This window comes from Streptomyces sp. NPDC048211, assembly GCF_043202315.1.
Taxonomy (GTDB): Bacteria; Actinomycetota; Actinomycetes; order Streptomycetales; family Streptomycetaceae; genus Streptomyces.
The window spans coordinates 140,986-162,509 of sequence record NZ_JBIDAD010000013.1 but is presented as its reverse complement, the minus strand read 5'-3'; the positions used below and the strand labels follow the sequence as shown (position 1 = coordinate 162,509).

Annotated in this window: 25 protein-coding genes; 14 read left to right on the top strand and 11 right to left on the bottom strand. The window is 72.3% G+C overall.

Translation table 11 applies throughout. The features are described from left to right. Window positions 1-34 precede the first annotated feature (34 nt). The gene (locus ACGFZA_RS35560) at window positions 35-517 is read left to right on the top strand and encodes a Fur family transcriptional regulator (protein ID WP_385285834.1); all 483 of its coding nucleotides are present in this window, start codon (window positions 35-37) and stop codon (window positions 515-517) included. A gap of 138 nt (window positions 518-655) precedes the next feature. Continuing rightward, on the top strand, window positions 656-1,621 hold the full coding sequence (locus tag ACGFZA_RS35555; protein ID WP_385285832.1) for a YgfZ/GcvT domain-containing protein: 966 nt from the start codon (window positions 656-658) through the stop codon (window positions 1,619-1,621). 46 nt (window positions 1,622-1,667) lie between these two features. Here the strand turns inward: ACGFZA_RS35555 and dtd are convergent, their stop codons facing one another. Continuing rightward, window positions 1,668-2,117, bottom strand: coding sequence for a D-aminoacyl-tRNA deacylase (dtd, locus tag ACGFZA_RS35550; protein WP_393684630.1), 450 nt, complete (start codon window positions 2,115-2,117; stop codon window positions 1,668-1,670). Window positions 2,118-2,233: 116 nt separating this feature from the next. On the opposite strand from dtd, the gene ACGFZA_RS35545 reads away from it, so the two are divergent. The 4 genes from ACGFZA_RS35545 to ACGFZA_RS35530 all read left to right on the top strand — a co-directional run bounded on the left by ACGFZA_RS35545 (window position 2,234) and on the right by ACGFZA_RS35530 (window position 6,302). After that, on the top strand, window positions 2,234-2,860 hold the full coding sequence (locus ACGFZA_RS35545; protein WP_385285829.1) for an ABC transporter substrate-binding protein: 627 nt from the start codon (window positions 2,234-2,236) through the stop codon (window positions 2,858-2,860). 46 nt (window positions 2,861-2,906) lie between these two features. After that, entirely contained in the window at window positions 2,907-3,899 is a 993-nt protein-coding gene (locus ACGFZA_RS35540; protein ID WP_393684628.1) for an asparaginase, read from the top strand. 121 nt (window positions 3,900-4,020) lie between these two features. Next, window positions 4,021-5,274, top strand: a complete 1,254-nt coding sequence (locus ACGFZA_RS35535; protein WP_393684626.1) for a GNAT family N-acetyltransferase — start codon at window positions 4,021-4,023, stop codon at window positions 5,272-5,274. A gap of 161 nt (window positions 5,275-5,435) precedes the next feature. Further along, window positions 5,436-6,302 carry a FadR/GntR family transcriptional regulator gene (locus tag ACGFZA_RS35530; protein ID WP_393684624.1) on the top strand — a complete coding sequence of 289 codons (867 nt, stop codon included), beginning with the start codon at window positions 5,436-5,438 and terminating at the stop codon, window positions 6,300-6,302. Between the two features lie 4 nt (window positions 6,303-6,306). On the opposite strand, the gene ACGFZA_RS35525 is transcribed toward ACGFZA_RS35530, so the two are convergent. Then, window positions 6,307-6,474, bottom strand: coding sequence for a hypothetical protein (locus ACGFZA_RS35525; RefSeq protein WP_385285824.1), 168 nt, complete (start codon window positions 6,472-6,474; stop codon window positions 6,307-6,309). A 49-nt stretch (window positions 6,475-6,523) separates the two neighbouring features. After that, on the bottom strand, window positions 6,524-6,712 hold the full coding sequence (locus ACGFZA_RS35520) for a hypothetical protein (protein WP_393684621.1): 189 nt from the start codon (window positions 6,710-6,712) through the stop codon (window positions 6,524-6,526). A 44-nt stretch (window positions 6,713-6,756) separates the two neighbouring features. Between ACGFZA_RS35520 and ACGFZA_RS35515 the strand changes: the two genes are divergently transcribed. The 5 genes from ACGFZA_RS35515 to ACGFZA_RS35495 all read left to right on the top strand — a co-directional run bounded on the left by ACGFZA_RS35515 (window position 6,757) and on the right by ACGFZA_RS35495 (window position 11,362). Further along, window positions 6,757-7,467, top strand: a complete 711-nt coding sequence (locus ACGFZA_RS35515; protein ID WP_393684619.1) for an HAD family hydrolase — start codon at window positions 6,757-6,759, stop codon at window positions 7,465-7,467. A 188-nt stretch (window positions 7,468-7,655) separates the two neighbouring features. Then, on the top strand, window positions 7,656-8,555 hold the full coding sequence (locus ACGFZA_RS35510) for a winged helix-turn-helix domain-containing protein (RefSeq protein WP_385285819.1): 900 nt from the start codon (window positions 7,656-7,658) through the stop codon (window positions 8,553-8,555). A 54-nt stretch (window positions 8,556-8,609) separates the two neighbouring features. Next, window positions 8,610-9,695: a phosphotransferase gene (locus tag ACGFZA_RS35505; RefSeq protein WP_393684617.1), complete on the top strand. Its 1,086-nt coding sequence runs from the start codon at window positions 8,610-8,612 to the stop codon at window positions 9,693-9,695. Window positions 9,696-9,809: 114 nt separating this feature from the next. Next, window positions 9,810-10,625: a TetR/AcrR family transcriptional regulator gene (locus tag ACGFZA_RS35500; protein ID WP_393684615.1), complete on the top strand. Its 816-nt coding sequence runs from the start codon at window positions 9,810-9,812 to the stop codon at window positions 10,623-10,625. A 35-nt stretch (window positions 10,626-10,660) separates the two neighbouring features. Further along, the gene (locus ACGFZA_RS35495; protein WP_385285813.1) at window positions 10,661-11,362 is read left to right on the top strand and encodes a TetR family transcriptional regulator; all 702 of its coding nucleotides are present in this window, start codon (window positions 10,661-10,663) and stop codon (window positions 11,360-11,362) included. Window positions 11,363-11,381: 19 nt separating this feature from the next. Here ACGFZA_RS35495 and ACGFZA_RS35490 read toward each other — a convergent pair whose 3' ends face one another. From ACGFZA_RS35490 to ACGFZA_RS35470, 5 genes are all read right to left on the bottom strand, one after another. Next, window positions 11,382-11,900: a DUF2199 domain-containing protein gene (locus ACGFZA_RS35490; protein WP_385285812.1), complete on the bottom strand. Its 519-nt coding sequence runs from the start codon at window positions 11,898-11,900 to the stop codon at window positions 11,382-11,384. Between the two features lie 64 nt (window positions 11,901-11,964). Then, complete coding sequence (locus ACGFZA_RS35485) at window positions 11,965-12,546, bottom strand: pyridoxamine 5'-phosphate oxidase family protein (protein WP_393684612.1); 582 nt, start codon at window positions 12,544-12,546, stop codon at window positions 11,965-11,967. 31 nt (window positions 12,547-12,577) lie between these two features. Beyond that, window positions 12,578-14,041: a DHA2 family efflux MFS transporter permease subunit gene (locus tag ACGFZA_RS35480; RefSeq protein WP_393684610.1), complete on the bottom strand. Its 1,464-nt coding sequence runs from the start codon at window positions 14,039-14,041 to the stop codon at window positions 12,578-12,580. Between the two features lie 232 nt (window positions 14,042-14,273). Continuing rightward, window positions 14,274-14,762 carry a MarR family winged helix-turn-helix transcriptional regulator gene (locus tag ACGFZA_RS35475; RefSeq protein WP_393684608.1) on the bottom strand — a complete coding sequence of 163 codons (489 nt, stop codon included), beginning with the start codon at window positions 14,760-14,762 and terminating at the stop codon, window positions 14,274-14,276. A 93-nt stretch (window positions 14,763-14,855) separates the two neighbouring features. Continuing rightward, the gene (locus ACGFZA_RS35470; RefSeq protein WP_393684606.1) at window positions 14,856-15,197 is read right to left on the bottom strand and encodes a hypothetical protein; all 342 of its coding nucleotides are present in this window, start codon (window positions 15,195-15,197) and stop codon (window positions 14,856-14,858) included. A gap of 202 nt (window positions 15,198-15,399) precedes the next feature. On the opposite strand from ACGFZA_RS35470, the gene ACGFZA_RS35465 reads away from it, so the two are divergent. Beyond that, window positions 15,400-16,929: an MFS transporter gene (locus ACGFZA_RS35465; RefSeq protein WP_393684604.1), complete on the top strand. Its 1,530-nt coding sequence runs from the start codon at window positions 15,400-15,402 to the stop codon at window positions 16,927-16,929. A gap of 3 nt (window positions 16,930-16,932) precedes the next feature. Here ACGFZA_RS35465 and ACGFZA_RS35460 read toward each other — a convergent pair whose 3' ends face one another. After that, entirely contained in the window at window positions 16,933-17,568 is a 636-nt protein-coding gene (locus ACGFZA_RS35460) for a sigma-70 family RNA polymerase sigma factor (RefSeq protein ID WP_385285804.1), read from the bottom strand. A 78-nt stretch (window positions 17,569-17,646) separates the two neighbouring features. Between ACGFZA_RS35460 and ACGFZA_RS35455 the strand changes: the two genes are divergently transcribed. Further along, on the top strand, window positions 17,647-18,474 hold the full coding sequence (locus tag ACGFZA_RS35455; protein ID WP_393684601.1) for an alpha/beta fold hydrolase: 828 nt from the start codon (window positions 17,647-17,649) through the stop codon (window positions 18,472-18,474). A 27-nt stretch (window positions 18,475-18,501) separates the two neighbouring features. Here the strand turns inward: ACGFZA_RS35455 and ACGFZA_RS35450 are convergent, their stop codons facing one another. Together ACGFZA_RS35450 and ACGFZA_RS35445 are read right to left on the bottom strand one after the other, a co-directional pair. Next, window positions 18,502-19,320 (bottom strand): phosphotransferase family protein, encoded by an 819-nt coding sequence (locus ACGFZA_RS35450; RefSeq protein WP_393684599.1) that lies wholly within the window; start codon window positions 19,318-19,320, stop codon window positions 18,502-18,504. Between the two features lie 69 nt (window positions 19,321-19,389). After that, a complete protein-coding gene (locus ACGFZA_RS35445; protein ID WP_385285800.1) occupies window positions 19,390-20,421 on the bottom strand; it encodes a saccharopine dehydrogenase NADP-binding domain-containing protein in 1,032 nt (343 codons plus the stop codon). Between the two features lie 114 nt (window positions 20,422-20,535). Here ACGFZA_RS35445 and ACGFZA_RS35440 point away from each other — a divergent pair, with 114 nt between their 5' ends. Then, entirely contained in the window at window positions 20,536-21,483 is a 948-nt protein-coding gene (locus tag ACGFZA_RS35440; RefSeq protein WP_393684596.1) for a GlxA family transcriptional regulator, read from the top strand. Window positions 21,484-21,524: the final 41 nt, after the last annotated feature.

The following is a 21,524-nucleotide window of genomic DNA, read 5'->3' as shown; positions in this document are numbered from 1 at the left end:
GGCCATGCGTGCACCCGGACCTACACTGGAGCCTGTGGTGAGCACCGACTGGAAGACCGATCTCCGGCAGCGTGGGTACCGGCTGACGCCGCAGCGGCAGCTTGTCCTGGAAGCCGTCGACACGCTGGAACACGCGACGCCCGACGACATCCTGTCCGAGGTGCGCCGGACCGCGTCCGGCGTGAACATCTCCACCGTGTACCGGACCCTGGAGCTCCTGGAGGAGCTGGATCTGGTCAGCCACGCCCACCTGGGCCACGGCGCTCCGACGTACCACCTGGCGGACCGCCACCACCACATCCATCTGGTCTGCCGGGACTGTACGAACGTCATCGAGGCCGATGTCGACGTCGTCGCCGAGTTCACCGAGAAACTGCGCGGCACGTTCGGCTTCGAGACGGACATGAAGCACTTCGCGATCTTCGGCCGCTGCGGGGACTGCGCGGCGAAGGCGGCCGGGACGGCAGGTGCGGCGGATGCGGCCGGTACGGCTCCGGAGCCGGCGGCCGGTCCGTAACGACCTGGTGCAGCCACCGGTCCGTGACGACGTGGTGCAGGCCCCGGTCCGCGTCCTGTACCGACCTGGTGCAGGCCCCCCCGGTTTCGCGGGATCGGCCGGGCGTCCCCGGCCCCGGCCGGGTCGTACGCTGGTCGCATGAAGAGCCCCCTGCTGTCCCTGCCCGGCGCAGTCCCCGCCGAGGGTCGCGACGAAGGCGTCGCCGCGCACTACGGCGACCTGTTCCGCGAGCAGCGCGCCCTCGCCGACGGGTCCGGTCTGGTCGACCTCTCGCACCGCGGGGTCGTGACCGTCACCGGGAGCGACCGGCTGGCGTGGCTGCACCTCCTGATCACCCAGCACGTCAGCGAACTCGCCCCGAACCAGGCCACCGAGGCCCTCGTCCTCACGGCGAACGGGCACATCGAGCACGCGCTGTATCTCGTCGACGACGGCGAGACCGTGTGGATGCACGTCGAGCCCGGTACCCAGGGTGAGCTGATCGCCTATCTGGAGTCGATGAAGTTCTTCTACCGGGTCGAGGTCGCCGACCGCACCGAGGACTTCGCGGTCGTGTACCTGCCGGCCGGTTCGATCGCCGAGGTGCCGGAGGGTGCCGCCGTACGGGAGACGCCGTACGGCCGCGACCTGTTCCTGCCCCGCGCGGGCCTGGAGGCGTACGCGGCGGCGCACGGCCCGGCCGCCGGGGTGCTGGCCTACGAGGCGCTGCGCGTCGAGGGCCACCGCCCGCGGCTCGGGTTCGAGACCGACCACCGCACGATCCCGCACGAGCTGGGCTGGATCGGCACCGCCGTCCACCTCCAGAAGGGCTGCTACCGGGGCCAGGAGACCGTGGCCCGGGTGCAGAACCTCGGCAAGCCGCCGCGGCGGCTGGTCTTCCTGCACCTGGACGGCAGCGAGGTCCTGCTGCCCGGGCACGGCACTCCGGTGCGGCTCGCCTCGGACGGGGCCGAGGGCCGCCAGCTCGGCTTCATCACCAGTTCCGCCCGACACCACGAGCTGGGGCCGATCGCCCTGGCCCTGGTGAAGCGGAACGTGGCGGTCGACGCGGAGCTGCTGGCCGGGGACACGGCCGCATCTCAGGAGACGGTCGTCGAGCCGTAGGGCCCGCTTCCGCCCGGCGGGTCGGCTCGGATCCCGGCCCGTCGGCTCAGACCTCGACGATGACGGTGAACGGGCCGTGATTCGTGAGCGAGACCCGCATGTCCGCTCCGAACCGGCCCGTCTCCACCTGCGCGCCCAGTGCCCGCAGCTGTGCCACGACCTCGTCGACCAGCGGCTCGGCGATCTCGCCGGGGGCCGCGGCGTTCCACGTGGGGCGGCGGCCCTTCCGGGCGTCCCCGTAGAGAGTGAACTGCGAAATCACCAGAAGCGGTGCATTCACATCGGAGCAGGACTTCTCGCCCTCCAGGATACGAACCGACCAGAGCTTGCGGGCGAGCTGGGCCGCCTTCTCCGCGGTGTCGCCGTGGGTGACTCCCACCAGCACACACAGCCCCTCGCCCACGATTTCGCCGACGACCGCCGGACCGCCGCCCTCGCCCCCGGGGCCGGCCACCGTGACGCTCGCACCATCCACCCTCTGTACCACTGCACGCATACAGACCAACCTATCTTGGGCTGAACGGGTACAGAGCAACTCCACGGGGCCCCTCGGAGTGGCACCATGCACGGAGGCGGTGTGCCGACGCACCGGTCGAGGGGATGGACACAAGCATGAGCATGCATGGAACCGGGCAGTCCCCGGGCGCAGTGCCGGTCGCGCGCCCCGGTGTCGACAGCAAGCCCGGTACGAGTACGAGCACGATGCGCCCACCCGTGCAGCGGACCGGACACGGCTCCGAGGACGGAACCGCCGGATCCGCACCGGCCGATCTGGGCGCTCTGCGACTGCCGGAACTGCGCGGCCTGCGGCGGGACTCGCAGCGCGACGAGGCCGATCTCAGCTATGTGCGGCGGCTCGTCCAGGGGCGGATCGACATCCTGCGCGCCGAGCTGGCCCGGCGGCGTGACCCCGAGTCGCCGGTCGTGGACCGGCTCCCGGAGATCCTCACGGACGCCCCGTCGCTGCACCGCTCCTCCGCACGGCACGTCACGCTGAGCACGCCGCGCAGCGACGAGTACCGGCAGCTGGCGGCGGAGACGCTCGCCGAGGTCGAACTCTCCGATCTCGACGCCCGGACGGACGAAGAGCTGCACACCGCCATGGGACGCCTGGTCCGCTACGAGCAGCAGGTCTCCCGGCGCCGGTACCGCCTCCAGCGCACCGCTGACGATTGCAGTGCGGAGATCGCCCGCAGGTACCGTGACGGGGAAGCACAAGTAGACGACCTGCTCGCCTGAAGCGACCCTTCCGGGGGCGGGTCCCGCCCGTCCCCGGAAGGCCACCATGACCTCCAGCGCAGCCCAGTCGTCCCCGTCCGGCATATCCGGCCCGGTCCCCGTCCTCCCCGTACTGGCCGAGGTCGTCCGGTCCGGTTTCGTCGAGGGCCACCACCGGGGCTCCCTGGTCGTCCTGGCCGCGGACGGCAGCGTGGAGCTGTCCCTGGGCGATCCGACGGCGCCGGTCTTCCCGCGTTCCTCCAACAAGCCGATGCAGGCCGCGGCGGTGCTGCGGGCCGGTCTGGAGCTGTCCGGCGAGCGGCTGGCGCTGGCGGCGGCCAGCCATTCGGGCGAGGGCTTCCACCTCGATCTCGTACGCAAGATGCTCACCGAGCACGGGCTGTCGCCCGACGATCTGCAGACGCCGCCCGATCTCCCGCTGGACCCGGTGGAGGCGGAGACGTATCTCGCCGCCGGCCATGTCCGGGAGCGGATCACGATGAACTGCTCCGGCAAGCACGCGGCGATGCTCGCGGTGTGCCTGCACAACGGCTGGGACACGGCCACCTACCTCGACCCGGCGCACCCGCTCCAGCAGCTGGTCCACCGGGTCGTCGAGGAGGCGGCGGGCGAGCCGGTCGCCGCGGTCGGCACGGACGGCTGCGGGGCGCCGCTGATGGCGCTCTCGCTGGTGGGCCTCGCGCGGGCGTTCCGTACGTTCGTCACGGCGGAGCAGGGCACGGCCGAGCGGCGGGTGGCGGACGCGATGCGCGCCCATCCCGAGTACGTGGCCGGCACCCGGCGGCCCGACACCTGGCTGATGCGGGAGGTGCCGGGCACGTTGTCCAAGATGGGCGCGGAGGCGGTGCAGGCGGTGGCGCTGGCGGACGGCCGGGCGCTGGCCTTCAAGATCGACGACGGCTCGGGCCGGGCGCTCGGTCCGGTGCTGGCCCGCGCGCTGGGCCTGCTGGGCGTCGACGCCCCGGTGGTGTCGCGGATCGGCCGGGCGCCGCTGCTCGGCGGCAGCGCGGAGGTCGGGGAGATCCGGGCGGCGTTCTGATCCGGGGTGCGGCGCGGGGGCCGGCGGCTCCGGGCGGGTGGGGCTCCGGCGGGGCGGGGCGGGCCGCCGGGCGCCGGAAAAGCCGGTGACATCCGTGGTTCCCCCGCCTAGCGTGAGGCGGATGAGCACCCTCGACGCCCGCCCCATCACCGATTCCGAGCTCCACGACTGGCTGCGCGCCCTGAACACCGGCTTCCTGCGGGCGCCGACACCCTCGGACGAGGAGGTGGCGGGGCGGTTGCCGTTCCTGGATCTGGCGCGCACGCAGGGGGTGTTCGACGAGGGGCGGTGCGTGGCGACGTTCCGCTCGTTCGCGCAGGAGCTGACGGTGGTCGGCGGTGCGACGGTGCCGACGGACGCGGTCACGAACGTCACGGTGTCGCCCACCCACCGGCGCCGCGGGCTGCTGACGCGGATGATGGCCACGGACCTGGTGGCGGCGAAGGAGCGCGGCGATGTGGCCGCCACGCTGATCGCCGCCGAGTACCCGATCTACGGGCGGTACGGCTTCGGCCCGGCGACCTGGACCACGGAGTGGGAGGTCGACGTCGCCCGCACGGGCCTCGACCCGCACCGCCGGGTCCCCTCCGCCGAGGACGGCGGCCGGATCGATCTGGTGGACGGCGCGGACGTACGCAAGCTGGGCCCGGCCCTGCACGACCGGCTGCGGGCGAGCCGGCACGGGGTGGTGAGCCGCGGCGAGCGCTGGTGGGACCTCATGACCGGTCAGGCGCTCTTCCCCAACGACCCCTGGACCGAGCCGTTCTACGCCGTCTACCGCGGCCCCGACGGCAGCGTCGACGGCCTGCTCGTCTACCGCGCCGACGACCACTGGGGCGACGCCAAGCAGCCGCTGAACCGGGCGACGGTGCGCAGCCTGATCGCGGCGACCCCGGCGGCGGAGCGGGCGCTGTGGCATTTCCTCTGCTCGGTCGACTGGATCGCCACGGTCCGTACCGGCTACCGCGCGCCCGACGACCTGCTCCCCCTCCACCTCCCGGACCCGCGCGCGGCCCGGGTGGTGACGCACGCGGACTTCATGTGGGTCCGGATCCTCGACGTCGTCCGCGCCCTGGAGGCCCGCACCTATGCGGTCCCCGGCTCCCTCGTCCTGGACATCCACGACACGACGGGCCTCACCGCCGGCCGCTTCCACCTGGACGCCACGCCGGACGGCGCCACCTGCACCCCGACGACACGTTCGGCCGACCTGGCCATGGACGTACGGGAGTTGGGCGCCCTGTACCTCGGCGACGAGTCGCCCCTGCGGCTCGCGGCGCTGGGCCGCGTCGAGGAACTGACCCCGGACGCGGCGGTCCGGGCGGACGTGGTGCTGCGGGCGGGGCGGCGGGCTTGGTGCCCGGATGTGTTCTAGGACGCGCGTCGAAGGCTGAGAGACGCCGGGCCGTCGCCGCACCGGAGATGACTCACCTCCGGAAGGCGTGCGGGCCGTCGCTCTTCCCGGATCCCGGTGCGGTCCGCTCGGCCTCACTCCAACAACCCCCTTGGGAAGAAGGACAGTTGTAGCCTTCAGTTGTGACTTCTGAGCACACGCCGATGAACGGCGGTCGTATGTCCTCGCCGGAGGACGTGGCGGAGGAGCTGCGGAGGCGAATCCGGACCGGGGAGCTGCGACCGGGCGCCTCCCTGCCCACCCAGGCGGTACTGGCCGGAGAGTTCGGGGTCGCGCGGAGCGTCGTCCGGCAGGCGTTGCAGCGCCTTCAGGGGGACGGCCTGCTGACAGCTGTCACCCGGGGCGCTCCGCCGAGGGTGGCGAGCCTGCCGGAGGAGGAGCCGGCATCCCGGCCGGCGGCACTCGGGCCGAGGTTGCTGAGCGCCTTCGAGCACGAGGACGTACGCATCGACGCTCTCTGTCTGACGACGGAGTCGCTGCTCATCGCACTGGGCGAATCGCTGAGACGGATCTGGCAGGGGGACCTCCGGCCGAGTTCGGTGCAGGTGCGGGTGCTGCTTCCCGGGAACGACATCGAGTTGGCCTTCCCGCGCCGTACGCAGCCGCAGGGCGAGGACGACGTGGTGCACGACCGCTGGCTGCAGATGCGCGACGCTTTCGCCCAGGTGCTGAGGGCGAACCTCCAATCGCTGCGCACTCATGGGATCAGCGTCGACGTGGCCCTGCGGGAGCTGCCCTTCACGCCTCCGGTGAAGCTGTACATGCTGAACGGCCGCGAGGCGTTGTTCGCCTACTACACCGTGCAGGTGCGCGAGGAACTGATCGAGGACCGGCCCGTGGAGATCTTCGATGCTCTGGGCCTTCACTCGGCACTCTTCAGCTTCGAGAGTTCCGCCGGTGTGCGGGACCAGCAGTTCGTGGAGCAGTCCGCACGGTGGTTCCAGGCCCTGTGGGACACCGTCGCGACTCCGCTGGTCCCGGAGGCCTGAGCCGTCAGGCGAGCAGCAGCGCGAGAATCGCCGCGCCGACGACTCCGAGTGCGGTGTTGCGGGCCTTCAGCCCCGCGGTGAGCAGAACGAGCCCGATGGTCCCCAGGGTGCCGAGGGCGTTCTCTGTCAGAGTCTCGGCACCGATGGTGAGGAGTGACGTGAGGAGTGGCATGACAGTCCTTTCTCGGTAAGTCAGGAGGGGCGGGCGGACCTGCGCCGGCTCACGTGCCGGGCGGGATCAGGAGGGCGACGAGGACGAGTGCTCCGGCGCAGACGCAGCTGTGGTTCCGGCACCTGATGCCGATGGCGATCAGAGCCGGGCCGAGGAATCCCGGGAGGCCGAGCTGCCACGGCGTGAGCTGCGTGAGTCCGAGTCCGAGAAGGGTGAGGGCATGGGCGAAGCGGCTCATGAGTGGCCTCCGGTATCGGTGCGGGGGCGGGATAGTGTGCCCGGGTGGCTGTTGCCTTCGGTTCCGGTTCCGCGTCCGACGTCAGGCCTGTTCTGGGCGCGGTCAGCTGTGTGCTCTTCGACTTCGACGGGCCGGTCTGCGCGGTGTACGGCGGCCGGCCGGCTGCGGGCGTGACCCACGAGCTGCGCCGGTTCGCCCGCATGGTCGGCGTACCCGACAGCCTGCTGGGCGGCTCGCGGAACGATCCGCTGGCCGTGTTGAGGTCCTGTTCCGCCGCCGGCCTCGGTGAGCACCTCCTGGAGGCGATGCACCGATATCTCACGCGGCTGGAGACGCGTGCCGTGGAGGTCGCGCCACCGACGCGAGGGGCCGGCGAGCTGATCGGGGTGCTGCGTCGTGAGAGGTACGAGCTCGCCGTGGTGACCAACAACTCGGCTCTCTGCGTGGAGAGGTACCTTGCCGTGCATGGCCTCCGGGGCAGCTTCGCGGCTGTCCACGGGCGTACCCGGGATCCGGATCTCCTCAAGCCGCATCCCGATTCCGTGCGACGTGCGCTCGTCTCCCTGGGGGTGGCCCCACGCGATGCGCTGTTCCTCGGGGACTCCCCGGCCGATGTGCACGCCGCCCGGGCCGCCGGTGTTCCGTTTCTCGGGTATGCGCGCAACGACCGGAAGCTCAGGGCTCTGCGGGAGTCCGGTGCGCACCTCGTCGTGGAGTCGCTCGATGTCGTCACCGATGCGCTGGCGACGAAGTGATGTCCGGCCGTCCATGATCACCTCGGAGTTCCGTGATGAGATGCCCTGCCCGCCCCTTTGGCAGTCCAACTTGACTGGCTGAGTGCGTGTTTGACAGTAAGCCAGAAATGACTGCTTGATCGGCAGTCAAATTTGTCAACTTGGCTGATTTTGATGCTCGTTGGCCGGTCAAGTTGTAGGGTTGCTGCATGGCTACCGACCGATCAGACACCCAGGCGGGTGGCCCTTCGAGAGGGGCCACCCACACGGCTCGGCACATCGCGGACGAACTACGGTCCCGGATCGACAGGGGCGTCTACGGCGTGGGGCAACTGCTGCCTACGCAGCAAGAACTCAAGGCGGAGTTCGGGGTCTCCCGCGACACCGTCCAGCGGGCCATGATCGTTCTGAGGAACGAGAACTGGGTCGAGACGCGTCAGGGCGGAGGCTCGCGCGTCATCCGGACCCGTCGGCTCCATACGAGTGCGCCCCGAGCGGCAGGTGCCCCGGGGCCGGTCGGTTTCGGACTGCTGCTGGCCGAGGCGTTCGAGAGCGAGCATGTGACGCTCGACGCCTACTGCCTGACCACCGAATCGCTGGCCGAGGGAATCAAGGCCCAGGCGATCCGCGTGATGAGCGGAGAGGTGAGCCCGCAGAGCGTTACGGTGCGGTTGTTGCTGCCGAGCCGGACACCCCGCCCGGCGTTCCCCTCGGCCGCCGGGGCTCCTGATGATCTGCGTCCCTACGAACGCTGGTCCGCCATGGTGGATGCCCATCTGGGCCAACTGCGGGACCGGCTCGACGGGCTGCGACGCGACGGGTACGTACCGGCGGCCAAGGTGCTCGTGGGGCGGGTGCCGATCACCCCCACCCATAAGCTCTACCTCTTCAACCGGACGTCCGCGCTGCACGGTCTGTACGTTCTGGAGCGTCGCACCATGACGCTGGCGGACGGTGACGAGGTCGATGCCCTGGACGTGCTGGGGCTGCAGTCGACGCTCTTCCACTACGAGAAGTCCGAGGACGAGCAGGCGCAGGGCTCGATGTTCGTCTCGTCGTCGCAGATCTGGTTCGACTCGTACTGGCAGCAGTACGGGCCTGCTGAATGACGGATCGCGCGACTTCGCCGCGGCCCTGGAGCCGGACATCGGGGAGCGACGTCGGTGGCACACGAGGCTGCGAATGGCCCGGAGTCGGTCGAAGGACCGCTGAAGGGGTACCACCACGAGACGTATGTCGTGCCGCTGCCCGACAGCGGCGTCCGCGTCAAACTACGGGAGCCCCGCAGGGGGCTGCTCTGGTTCGACCGGCGCTGCTTCGCGTCGGAGGACGACCTGCTCCGTCAGCTGCACGGACGAGTGACCCGCATACCAGAGATCATCGAGGTCGACCGAGGGCTGCTGGTGCAGCGCTTCATCGAGGGGCGCACGCTTGGGCACGGTGTCCTGACGAGTAAGGCCCTTTCCGTGCGGCACCGGGCGCAACTCGGTGCTCTGTTCGCCGAACTGGCGGCGTTGCGCATCGACGACTTCGACGACTTCGACGAATTCGGCACGCAGTGGCTCTGTGACGGCGCGGAACGCCTCGTCGACGGGGATTCCTCGGGATTCCTCCATCAGCTGCTGCGCTTCACCGAGGAGCGGGTGTATCGGGAGCAGGGAGCGCCCTATCGCGCGCTGTTCGACGATCTGGGGGTGAGGGAAGGGGCCCTGGACGGTCTCGCGCGCCAGGCCGAGACGCTCACCGCACGCCCCTTCTCGCTCCTGCACGGTGATCTGCACCGGCGTAACTTCATCGTCGATGCCGCCGGGGATCTCTGGACCATCGACTGGGAACTGGCCATGATCGGTGACCCGCTCTACGACCTGGCCACGCATCTCCATCTGATGCGGTACTCGGCCCAGGAGGAGGGCCGGATCTGCCGGCTCTGGCGGCGGGCGGTAGGGGAGCGGTGTCCCGAGGGCGTCGCGGGCTGGGAAGCGGATCTTCCGGTGCTGCTCGCCTACAAGCGGGCGCAGTCCGTGTACACGGATGTGATCCGGGCCGCGCTCGACCTGCGGCGGTCGGACGGCCGTGCCGACCTGCGGCAGTTGCCTCGGGTGGCCCGGCGGATCGCGGAGGTGCTCGGCGCGGCGCAAGCGCCCCTGGGGCTGACGGTCCTGCCGAGCGTGCGTGAGGTGAGCGCCGCCTACATGTGTTGGCTCGGCGTCCGCCGTCGTACCGTCACCGCCGCCGCGGCTGCGGCCTGAGCGGCGTGGGCCCCGGTCGTGGCGCCGACGGCGTGACGCTCCCCTCCGTGCGGGCCATACGCGTGAGTGCGTAAGAGGTACGCATAACTAGAATGACCGCCGAGGAAGGGCGGGGTGCTGGTGACGCAGGGGAACGGTTTGCCGGGCGGTACGGGCCTGCCGGCCAGTATCGAGGCCGCGTGGGGGTTGCGGGCGCGGCCCGTCAAGGGGCCCCGCCCCGGGCTGAGTCTGGAGCGGATCGTGGGCGCCGCGGTGGCGGTGGCGGCGTCCGAGGGGCTCGGTGCGGTGTCGATGGGCCGGGTCGCGAAGGACCTAGGCGCCTCCACGATGTCGCTCTACCGGTACGTGGCCGCCAAGGACGAGCTCTACGTCCTCATGCAGGAGGCGGCCATGGGCCCGCCGCCCCCGCTGCCCGCGGAGGGCAACGCCGACTGGCGGGAGGCGCTCTCGCGCTGGGCCTGGGCGCAGCGCCGCGTCTTCCACGCCAACCTGTGGATGCTCCGCATACCCGTCGCGGGTCCGCCCGCCAGTCCGCACTCGGTCGCCTGGTGGGAGCAGGGCCTCCAAGCGCTCGCGGGCGCCGGGCTGAACGCGGGCGAGGAGATGTCCGTCATCCTTCTGGTCAGTGGTTTCGTGCGGAACGAGGCGCTGTTGATGGGCGATCTCCGTGCCGCGGTCGCGTCCCGCGGCGTGCCGGTCGAGGAGGTCGTGGAGGGGTACGCCCGCACGGTGAACCGGCTGGTGGACCCGGTGCGGCATCCCGCGCTCAGCCGCTTGATGGCGGCCGGTGCGATGCGGGTGCCGGACGAGTTCGACCACGAGTTCAGGTTCGGTCTCGCACGGGTGCTGGACGGGGTCGACGTGCTGATCCGCACCCGGACGCAGGGGAGCGGAGCGGAGGCTTCCGGGGCGGGGCCGAACGGCGGCTGACGTCAAGTTCGGTTGAGGTCAAGGGCGTACGCTTCATGGTCATGAGCGGAGAGAAGCCCGGCCCCCGTACGGCAGCCGACGCGGCGGACGCGGCGGCGGGTGGGGACGCGGCCGCGCCGGCCTCCCCCGGTACGCCCATGAGTCTGCGGGAGCGGAAGAAGCAGCTGACGTATCAGGCGGTCTCCGACGCTGCGATCTCGCTGTTCCTGGAGCGCGGCTTCGACAAGGTCTCGGTGGCGGAGATCGCGGCCGCCGCGGACATCTCCAAGCCGACGCTGTTCCGCTACTTCCCCGCCAAGGAGGACCTGGCCCTCCACCGGTTCGCCGATCACGAGGACGAGTCCGCGCGGGTGGTGGCCGGCCGTGCGGACGACGAGTCCCCGCTGGACGCGCTGCGGCGCCACTACCTCGACGGTCTGGAGCGGCGCGACCCGGTCACGGGCCTCTGCGACGTGCCGCAGGTGCTGGCGTTCCACCGGCTGCTGTACGGGACGCCGTCCCTGGTGGCCCGGCTCTACGCCTACCAGGGCCGCTCCGAGGCGGCTCTCGCCCGCGTCCTGGGAGACGGGGTGACGGACCGGCTGGCCGCGGGCCAGATCATCGCGGTCCTGCGCATCCTGTCCCTGGAGAACTGGCGGCGGATCAGCGAGGGCCGGAGCGCGGACCAGGTGTACGCGGAAGCGGTCGAGGCGGCCGAGCAGGGTTTCGTACAACTGCGGTCGGGGCTGGAGGGCTGAGGGCCTCCGGTACGGGCCCCTACCGGACCTCGTCCGCGTGCTGCACCGCCGCGGCGATCTCCCGGACCCGGTCGAGCGTGATGCCCGTGCGCTGCTCCACGGCCAGCGGGTGATCGTTGGGCTCCAGCTCGATGAGCGGGCGCCGGCCGATCGGGCGGGTGTGCGCATTGGTCTTGAGGTTGGTCGTGCGGGGGGAGTAGAGCCCCAACTCGGTGCTGAGCCAGCCGAAGTACGGCTTCTCGGACTCCCGGCCCGGGGTCTCCCACACATCGAGGGCGCGGCCGAAGTTCTCCCGGCTCAAGGACACCCAGACACCCCAGGAGAACGGCTCCCGGCTGCCGGCCACGGGTATCTCGATCAGGCCCTTGATGAAGTAGTGCTCGTGCCTGACGATGCACTGGTCCGTCGAGAGCATGCTGTCGGGGTCGCTCTCCAGGCTCGCGTCCCAGACGTCGGGCGCCATGGTCGAGTACCCCATCGGGAGTTCCGTGTGGTGTTCGCCGCAGCGGGAGCAGGTGTAGCCGGGGTCGATAGCCATGGGCCGGATCCTAGAGCTTCCGCATGGCGCGCACATGACCCCGGTGTCACCCCGCCGCCCGCGTTCAGTCCGCGGCCGGGACGTCCAGCGCCGTTCCGTACAGCCGGGAGACCCGGATCCGGATCACCACGCGCCGGTCCGCGACCACCTGGGACAGGAAGGCCGCCTCTTCGGCCGGGTCCTCGAATCCGGGCGTCAGGGAAAGGAGTTCGCGGCTGACCGCGTCACCGGGCACGGCGGCCGGATCGGACACCTCCGCCACACCCTCGGCGACCGCGAACGAGAACACGTCCGGGCCGTTGACGTGCAGTGCCGCATGTGGATCGGTGTGCAGCTGACGCGGCTTGAGGCGGTCGGCGGTGCTGGACACGCGCACCGTGCGCTCCTTCGCGTCCCAGGAGTAGAGCACCGTCGTCAGGTGGGGGTGCCCGGTGCTCCGCACGCTCGCGAGGACGCCGAACTGCTGCGCGCCGAGCAGCCGGGACAGTTCCGCTTCGGTGAGCGTGCGCGGGGCGGGGCCGGCGCCGGGGCCGCTCCCGGGCTCGGGCTCGGGGCGGGTCCCGGTTGGGGTTTCGGTGTGGGGGCGGGGGCGGCCCGTGCCGTGTTGCGGTTCGCTCTCGGCAGGGGCGGCGGGGCGTGTGGGCATGGCGGCTTCCTTCGGCTGGTGGCGGGGTGTGTCAGGCGGAGTGCGCGGCGGCGGTCGCGCGGTCCGGCCGCCTGAGCACCGTGAGCGCGACGAGGAAGGCGGTGGCGAGCAGGCCGGCGCCGACGGCGAAGGCCAGGTGGTAGCCGCCGGTCAGTGCCTCGGCCCGGCTGCCGCCTCCGGCGAGCAGGGTGTCCGTACGGGAGGCCGCCAGCGTGGAGAGGACGGCGACGCCCATGGCCATGCCGATCTGCTGGGTGGTGTTGAACAGGCCGGAGGCGAGTCCGGCGTCCTCCTCGCCCGCTCCCGACATGCCGAGCGCGGTCAGGGCCGGCAGCGCGAGGCCGAATCCGGCGGCGAGGAACATCACCGGGAGCAGATCGGTGGCGTAGTGCGCGTGGACGGGGAGCCGGGTCAGGAGGCCGAGGACGCCGATCAGCAGGAGCAGCCCCAGGAGCAGGACCTTGCGGTCGCCGAACCGTGCGCTCAGCCGGGCCGAGATCCCGAGCGACACCGCACCGATGACCGCGGCCGCGGGCAGCATGGCGAGCCCGGTGGCGGTGGCGCCGTAACCGAGTACCCGCTGCAGATACAGCGCGACCAGGATCTGGAACGAGAACAGCGCGGCCACCATGAGGATCTGGACCAGGTTGGCGCCCGCGACGCTCCGGGACGCGAGGATCCGCAGGGGAAGGAGCGGTGCCGTGGCCGTGGCCTGGCGTACGACGAACAGGGCGAGCAGGGTCAGTGCGAGGGCGCCGAGCCCGATCGTGTGCGCCGAGAGCCAGCCGTACGACTCGACCTCGACGACGGAGTAGATGCCCAGCATCACGCCTCCGGTGACCAGGAGCGCCCCGATCGCGTCGGCCCCGGCCGCGAGACCGGGCCCGCGGTCGGCGGGCAGGACGCGCAGCGCGACGAGGAGTACCGCGACGCCGATCGGCAGGTTGATGAAGAAGATCCAGTGCCAGCCGAGCGCGTCGGTGAGGACACCGCCGAGCACCTGGCCGATCGAGGCCCCTGCTGCGCCGGTGAAGCTGAACACGGCGATGGCCCGCGCCCGTTCGCGGCTCTCGGTGAAGAGGGTGACGAGGATGCCGAGGCCGACCGCGGAGGCCATGGCGCTGCCGGCTCCCTGGAGGAAGCGGGCGGCGACGAGGAGGGCGGGGGAGCCGGCCGTCCCGGCGAGCACGGACGCGGCGGTGAAGACCGTGGTGCCGGCCAGGAACATCCGCTTGCGGCCGATGAGGTCGCCGAGGCGGCCCGAGAGCAGCAGCAGACCGCCGAAGGCGATCAGGTAGGCGTTGACGACCCAGCTGAGGCCGGCGGGTGTGAACCCGAGGTCGTTCTGGATGGTGGGCATCGCCACCGTCACGATCGAGCCGTCGAGCACGGTCATCAGCAGACCGGTGGCGATCACGCCGAGGGCGAGGTGGCGCGAGCGGGTGAGGGCGGGGGCCGGGGTGCGGGCCGGGGCGGTGGGTGCGGTGGCAGACATCGGTCTCTCCTGTCGGTGGATTCGACAAGAGAGAACGTAGCAGATGGTTTTGTTGCGGACTATTTCTTTCGGTTCTATTTTTCGTGGATCCCGCAGTCCGGTGGGGGTGGTGGTGGGCGTGGCGGGATGCGGTCCGGTGGTGGGTGTCGTGGCCTAGATGGTCGGGTGCCGGGTGCCGGGTGCCGGGTGCCGGGTGCCGGGCGTCGTGGTCCCGGGGTGGGCGCTGTGGTGCCTATTTGTGGCTCTGCCGGGCCCGCCGCACCGGGCGCGGGTTCTCGGCCGGGGTGGCCAAGTGCTCGCCGACCAGCTGGTTCAGGGCGCGCAGGAGGGTCTCCCGGTCGGTACGGGGGAGGCTGCTCAGGGCCTCCTTGTGCACCCGGTCGACGATCTCCTGGCTCTGCGCGGCGAGTGCGGCGCCCTTCTCGGTGACCGCGATGATCCGCGCCCGCCGGTCCCGGCTGGAGGGCCGGCGCTCGGCGAGGCCCGCGCTCTCCAGGGCGTCCACCGTCACCACCATCGTGGTCTTGTCCATGTCGCCGATCTCGGCGAGCTGGATCTGGGTGCGCTCCTCCTCCAGGGCGTGGACCAGTACGCAGTGCATGCGGGCGGTCAGCCCGATCTCGGCGAGCGCTGCCGACATCTGGGTCCGCAGTACGTGGCTGGTGTGGTCCAGGAGGTAGGAGAGGTCCGGTGCGGTGCGGGTGGGTGCCATGGCGGTCATGTCTGCCAGCGTAACAATTAGATCTCTGGCGGATCGTCCGTAAGTAGACGTACCCCTTCCCGTGGCCACGGGAAGGGGCAGCCCGGCGGCGGGTCAGCGCCCGCGCCCCCACCACCGGCGAAGGCCGCGCAGGGGGCGCCGGGGCCCGCGCGTCCGCGAGCTTCCCGCCCCCGGCCCACCGGCCGGACGGTCGCGCGCCGGCCGCCACGGATCGTCGGGGGAGGCCATCGGGGCCTGCCGTTCTACCTGCGCCTGGATCTCGTAGTACGAGTCGTGGGCCGTCACCCGGAACGCCTCGTCGTACGACGCCATCGCCGCCCGCATCGCCGAACCGGCCAGACCACGCCTGCGGACCCGTGCGGCCAGCCAGGCGAAGGAGCCCAGGACCGCCGCGAGGGCGCCGGCGAACACCAGGAACGACAGCAGCTCATCCATGCGGCCGAGGGTACGGCCGCGGAGGCGGGGCGGCACGAAATCCAGTGGCGGACAGTTCTGCGGGCCGCCTAGTTTGGGCGCCCGTGACCCATGATCCGAAAGCGCTCGTCCACGGGTACGCCCCTGCCCGCCATGACACCGCGACCGCCCCATGTGCGCGCAGCGGCCGGGGAGATGACGGGCCGGCAGCGGGTGGGCGGCGATGACCGGCCAGGCACCGGCCCGGCCGGCGGCCGTCGAGGAGCGGCTGTTCTCGCGGCAGTACGCCGCCGCCACGTTCAGCTTCGCCGCGGTGATGTTCCTGACCGGCTTCGCCGCGCTCGCCGTCGTGCCCATGCTGCCGGTGGCCGCCCGCGATCTGGACGGGGTGCCGCTCTACCCGCTGGTGGCGGGCTGCTTCGTGGCCGCGAGCCTGTTCGGCGGTGTGCTGGGCGGTGACTGGGCGGACCGCGCCGGGGCCGGACGCCCGCTGGCGGCGGGTGTGGTGCTCGCCGTGGTCACCCTGGTCGTGTCGGCCACCAGCACCTCCATCTGGCAACTGGCGGTCGGCCGCTTCCTGGACGGGGTGGCGGCCGGGATGATCGCGGTGGCGATCAACACGGCCATCGCGCACGCCTATCCGGACCGGCTGCGGGCGAAGGCCCTGGCGTTGATGAGCACCTGCTGGATCATCCCGTCGCTGACCGGCCCGCCGCTGGCGGGGCTCGTGGCGGACTGGTGGTCCTGGCGCGTCGTGTTCTTCGGCCTGGCCGCCCTGACCGTGATCCCGTCGCTGGTCGTGGTCGTCATGCTGCGCAGCCCCTCCTGGCAGGCTCCCCCGAAGAGGCCGGGGCCCGGCCGGCCGGCGGAGGACGTGCCCGAACCCGGGGTGGCGGCGAGTGCGCTCGAACCCGGTACGTCTGCGTCGGCGGCGAGTGCGCTCGAACCCGGTACGTCTGCGTCGGCTGCGAGCCTGCGCGAGCCCGGTACGGCGGCGGAGAGGACGCCGCGGCCCGCGTTGACCGTCGCGGCGGCGGTGAGCGTCGGCGCGGCGCTGGGGCAGTACGCCGTCTCGGGCCGGGACCTGCGCCATCTGCTGTGCGGGGCGGCGGGTCTCGCCCTGCTGGTGGTGTTCGTACCGAGGCTGCTGCCGCCGGGTACCTGGCGTGCCGCGCACGGACTGCCGGCCGCCGTGCTGCTGCGCGGTCTGACCTCGGGGGCGTACTTCACCCTGGAGGCCTTCGTGCCTCTGCTGCTGACCACCGCCCGGCGGGTGCCGCCCGTACAGACCGGGCTGGCCTTCACGGGAGCCGCCATCGCCTGGGCGGGTTCCTCCTGGCTGCAGGGCCGCCTCCAGGGGCGGGTCTCCCGCCATGGGCTGGTCACGGCGGGTGCCCTGGTGATGGGGGTGGCGGTGGCGGTCGCCGCGGTGGGGACGCTGCCCGCGCTGCCCGCACTGACCGCCGCCGGGGCCATGGTCCTCGCGGCCGTCGGTATGGGCATGGCCGCCCCTTCGCTCACCCTGCTCTCGCTCACGCACAGCCCGCCGGGCCGGCAGGGCTACGCCAGCAGCGCGATGCAGACCAGTCAGAACCTGGGTCAGATGGCGGTGATGGGCGTGGCCTCCGCCGTGTTCAACCTCTTCCTGGGCTTCGGCTCCGCCGATCTGCCGGGGTACGCCGCCGCCTTCGGCCTGCTGCTCGTGCCCAGCGTCCTGGCGGCGAGCCTCGCCGTGCGCGCCCGCAGCACCTGAGGCTCAGGGGGCCCCGTCCCTCAGCCGGTCGCGCTGGATCCGGTGGGCGAGGGTGCGTCGCACGGAGGCCGGGCCTGCCGGGGCGGCGGTCGTCCCGGACCGTACGTCGAGACCGCGGCTGATCTCGTCGTACGCCCTCCGGTGGCCGTCGGGCAGTTCGGCGGCGTGCAGGCGCAGGTCCTCCTCGACGAGCCGGCGCAGCTCGTCGACGTTCCCGGGCGTGAAGCGCTTCTTCCCCCGGGCGAGGGCGCCGACGCAGCGGGTGCAGCGGGCGGTGCCGGCGTACGTCTCCGAGAGGTCTTCGGCCAGGCCCCACAGGCGGCCTTCGAGCCAGGGCGCGTCGTGCTGGTCGAGGGAGAGGTCCATCGGGGGAGCGGGATCGGCCTCCCGGTACTTCGTGACCTGCTTGGACACGGCCGGCTGGCTCATCCCGGTGAGCCGGGCGATGCGGTCCTGGGTCCAGCCGAAACCGATGAAAACCTTGATCATCTCGGCGCGGAGCCGGCGCATCTCCTCGCCGGCCCGGATGACGTCGTTCATCCCGGCGAGCATCCGCCCGGCCTGCTCCTCGGTCAGTGCCGCGAGGGGCGGTGTCCCCGCGTCGCGCTGGCTCTTCTCGGCGTTCTCTCCGGCTGCCACACCTCAGTTATATACCGCGGCCGACGCAGTCCATAACCGAGTTGTATAACCTGGTTATGGAGTGGCAGGATCGCCCGTATGGCCACCCTCAGCGCATCCGACGGCACCCGGCTCGCCTATCGCACGTACGGAGAGGGCGAACCTGTCCTCTGCATCCCGGGAGGCCCCGCGGACTCCCGCTACCTGGGCGATCTCGGCGGCCTGTCCGCCCACCGTCGGCTGATCGTTCCGGATCTGCGCGGCACCGGCCGGTCGGCGGTCCCCGAGGACGCCTCCACCTACCGCTGCGACCGCCTCGTCGACGACGTCGAGGCACTCCGCCGCCATCTCGGCCTCGCCCGTACGGACCTGCTCGGTCATTCGGCGGGTGCGGACATCGCGGTGCAGTACGCGGCCCGCCATCCGTCGCGCGTCGGCCGGCTCGCCCTCATCACCCCCGGCGCCCGGGCGGTCGGCATCGACATCACGGGCGAGGAGCGACGCGAGCGCGCCCGGCTGCGGAGCGACGAGCCGTGGTTCCCGGGGGCGTTCGCCGCGCTGGAGGCGATCACCCGGGGGACGGGCACGGACTGGGCGGCCGTCGACCCCTTCTTCTACGGTCGGTGGGACGACGCGGCACGCGCCCATCACGCGGCGAGCCGGCCGGACAACCCGGAGGCCGTCGCCCGCTTCGGGGCCGAGGGTGCCTTCGACCCGACGGCCACCCGCGCGGCGCTGGCCGTGTTCGCGGCGCCCGTCCTGCTGCTGGCCGGGGAGTTCGACCTGAACAGCCCGCCCCGCTCCACGGCCGCCTTCGCCGGGCTGTTCCCCGACGCGGCGCTCGTCGTGCAGGAGGGGGCGGGGCACTATCCGTGGGTCGACGACGCGGACCGGTTCACCAAGGCCGTGGCGGCGTTCCTGGCGTGAGCGCCGGGGCGGCCCCCGCGCGTCGTCTCAGGTCAGCAGCCGGGACAGCCGGGCCGCCTGCCGTTCGGCGGTCCCCGGCGGGTTGTGCGGATGATCCGGATCGTCGAAGCAGAGCAGGAACAACCACACGAGCGCCAGCAGCCGGCGGGTGTCGGGCAGCAGGCGCCGCTCCGTGGCGTCCAGGTCGAACCGGCCGAGGAACGCCTCGGCGTCCAGCGGCTCATCGACCCAGGCGGCCACGTGCTCGGTGATCTCCGCCAGTTCGAGCGGGCGGTCGCTGCGGCCGGATTCCTCGAAGTCGACGATCCGCACCCGGGAGCCGTCCCAGAGGTAGTTGGCGAGATTGCCGTCACCCGGCCCGAACACCGCACGCACGTCCGGCAGTCCGGTGCTCTCCGGCTCCGCCCCCGCCAGCCATTCCAGCCCGCCGTCCATGGCCCGGCCCACCTCGGGACCGACCCGTGGCCGGGCCCGGGGCGCCCAGGCGCGGATCCGGCCGGCCAGGTACTGCCGGTGTCCCGGCCTGACGGGCACCTCGTCCAGTACGTGCGCGGGTACCGCCCCGTACACCTGGCTCACCGCCGCCGCCAGGGCGTCGAGCTGCCGGTCACCGAGCCGCTGCCCCCGCAGCGGTCCGCCGGGCAGCCGGGACATCACCACGGTCGGCCCGTCGGCCGCGAGATCGGCGTGCCGGGGGGCGGGGGCGAGTCCGGGCGCATGGGCGTCGAGGAGCGTGAGCGCCCGCCATTCGCGCTCGCCCTGTTCGTGGGAGCCGGGCCGGAACCTCTTGGTCACCGTGCGGGATCCGAGGTCGAGGGCGTGCGTGCTCCAGGCAGCGGCAGTCATGGGAGGCGATCCTGCCAGCCGGGCCACGCGGGTCCGCTGCGGGGCGGGGCGGGGCGACGCGGGGCGGGGTCAGGCCGGGAGGTCGACCGTCACGTACGGGGCCAGCGAGCGGAGGAAGTCCGCCGCGTCGAACATCGCCCCGGCCGAGGCCACCCCCGTACTCCGGGTGCGGCCGGACAGGATGCGTGCGACGGCCTCCACCGCTAGGGGCGCGGTGACCGCGTAGATGTCCTGGCCGCGCGCCGTGGCGCGGCGCTCCACGCCATCCGCGCGGACCAGGACGTCGACGACGAACGTCTGGTCCGAGCGCCCCAGCGCGTCGACCGCCTCCGGCGCCGGGGTGTCCTTCGCGGCCAGGTCGCCCGCCGCCTCCACGGACATGTGGGTGCGGACCTCGGGCACCTTCACATGGCTGGGGACGGTGACGACGTCGGCCATGGTGAACTCCGCGATCACCGCGCGCCGCCCCAGGGGTTCGGGGAAGAGCCACTCCTCCCGCGACACCGTGTCGTCGTGGTAGCGCAGCGCGCCGTCCGTGAACCGCACCCGGCGCCCGGCGCGGCGCTCGTGGGAGACCTGCCCGGCCTCCCGGGTGCCCGCCGTCGGACGCCAACTGCTCAGTCCATAGGCCACGTCCACCGAGTCGGCGGCCGTCCACCCGCCCATCGCCGCGGTGACCAACAGGTCGCCGAGGCCGCCGTAGAAGGCCATCGCCGGCACCACCGGGGTGCCCGACCTCAGGGCCGCCTCCGTGTGCTCGGCGAACATCGCGACGTTCGCCTCGATCTCCGCCGCGACGTCGACGTACGGGATCCCCGCCCGCAGGGCCGCCTCGACGACCGGGCCGCCGGTCACCGCGAAGGGCCCGGCGCAGTTGATGACGGCAGCCGCCCCGGCGAGGGCCCGGTCCAGCGCGTCCGCGTCGTCCACGTCGGCCGGTCGCACCTCCACGTCCCCCCACTCGGCCGCCAGCGCCTCCAGGCGGGCCGCGTTCCGGCCGGAGACGACCGGGGTGAAGCCGCGCCGGCGCAGCTCGGCGACGATGAAACGGCCGGTGTGCCCGGTCGCCCCGTAGACCACTACCGCAGCCCCTGTACTCATGTTTCCCGCCCCTTGACCCGGTGACTCGGCCCGTTGTGCCGAGGTGTTCAGTCTCTGGGCGGGCGGTGCCCGGCCGTGAGGGTCCGGACCGACATCATGCGTACACTTTCGGACATGCCAACTGTCGCGCTGGTGACCGCCGGTGAGCTGCTGCACTTCGAACTGGCGGTGGCGTACGAGATCTTCGGCAACCCGCCGCGCGAGGCGACGGACGGCTGGTACGACGTACAGCTCTGCGGGCCGGGTCCCGTGCGGGTCGGTCCGTTCAAGGTCGAGCCCGAGCACGGGCTGGACCGGGTGGTGGCCGCCGACACCGTGATCGTTCCGGCGTGCGTCGACGTCGACGTACCACCGCCGGTGGAGCTGGTCGAGGCGGTGCGCGCGGCGCACGAGGCGGGTGCGCGGGTCGCCTCGCTGTGCACCGGGGCGTTCGTGCTCGGCGCCGCGGGCCTGCTGGACGGCCGGCGGGCCACCACCCACTGGGCCCACGCCGCCGAGCTGAGCGCCCGCCATCCGCGGGCCGAGGTCGACCCGGACGTCCTGTACACCGACAACGGCAGCGTGCTCACGTCCGCGGGCAAGGCCGCCGCCGTGGACCTCTGCCTGCACCTGATCCACCTCGACCACGGGGCGGCCGTCGCCAACTCGGTCGCGCGCCGCCTCGTCATGCAACCCCACCGGCCGGGCGGCCAGGCCCAGTTCGTGTCCACTCCGGTGCAGGTCTCGGGCGACCACGCGCTCGCCCAGTTGCTCGCCTGGGTCCAGCAGCGGCTGGACCAGCCGTTGTCCGTGACCGACATGGCGCGGGAGGCGAACACGAGCCCGCGGCACCTCGGGCGGCAGTTCCGGGCGGTGATCGGGCAGTCACCGATCCAGTGGCTCCTGATCCAGCGGGTGCGCCGTGCCCAGGAGTTGCTGGAGGCCACCGACGAGAGCGTCGAGGCGGTGGCCCGGGCCGTCGGCATGGGGACCGCCACGACGCTCCGCCGCCAGTTCAAGAAGATCGTCGGCGTCCCGCCGGACAGCTACCGGCGCGCTTTCCGCAGCGCGCGGCCCGCCTGACCGGTCCGGGCGCCGGTCGAACCGGCGTCTGAGCTGTGCGG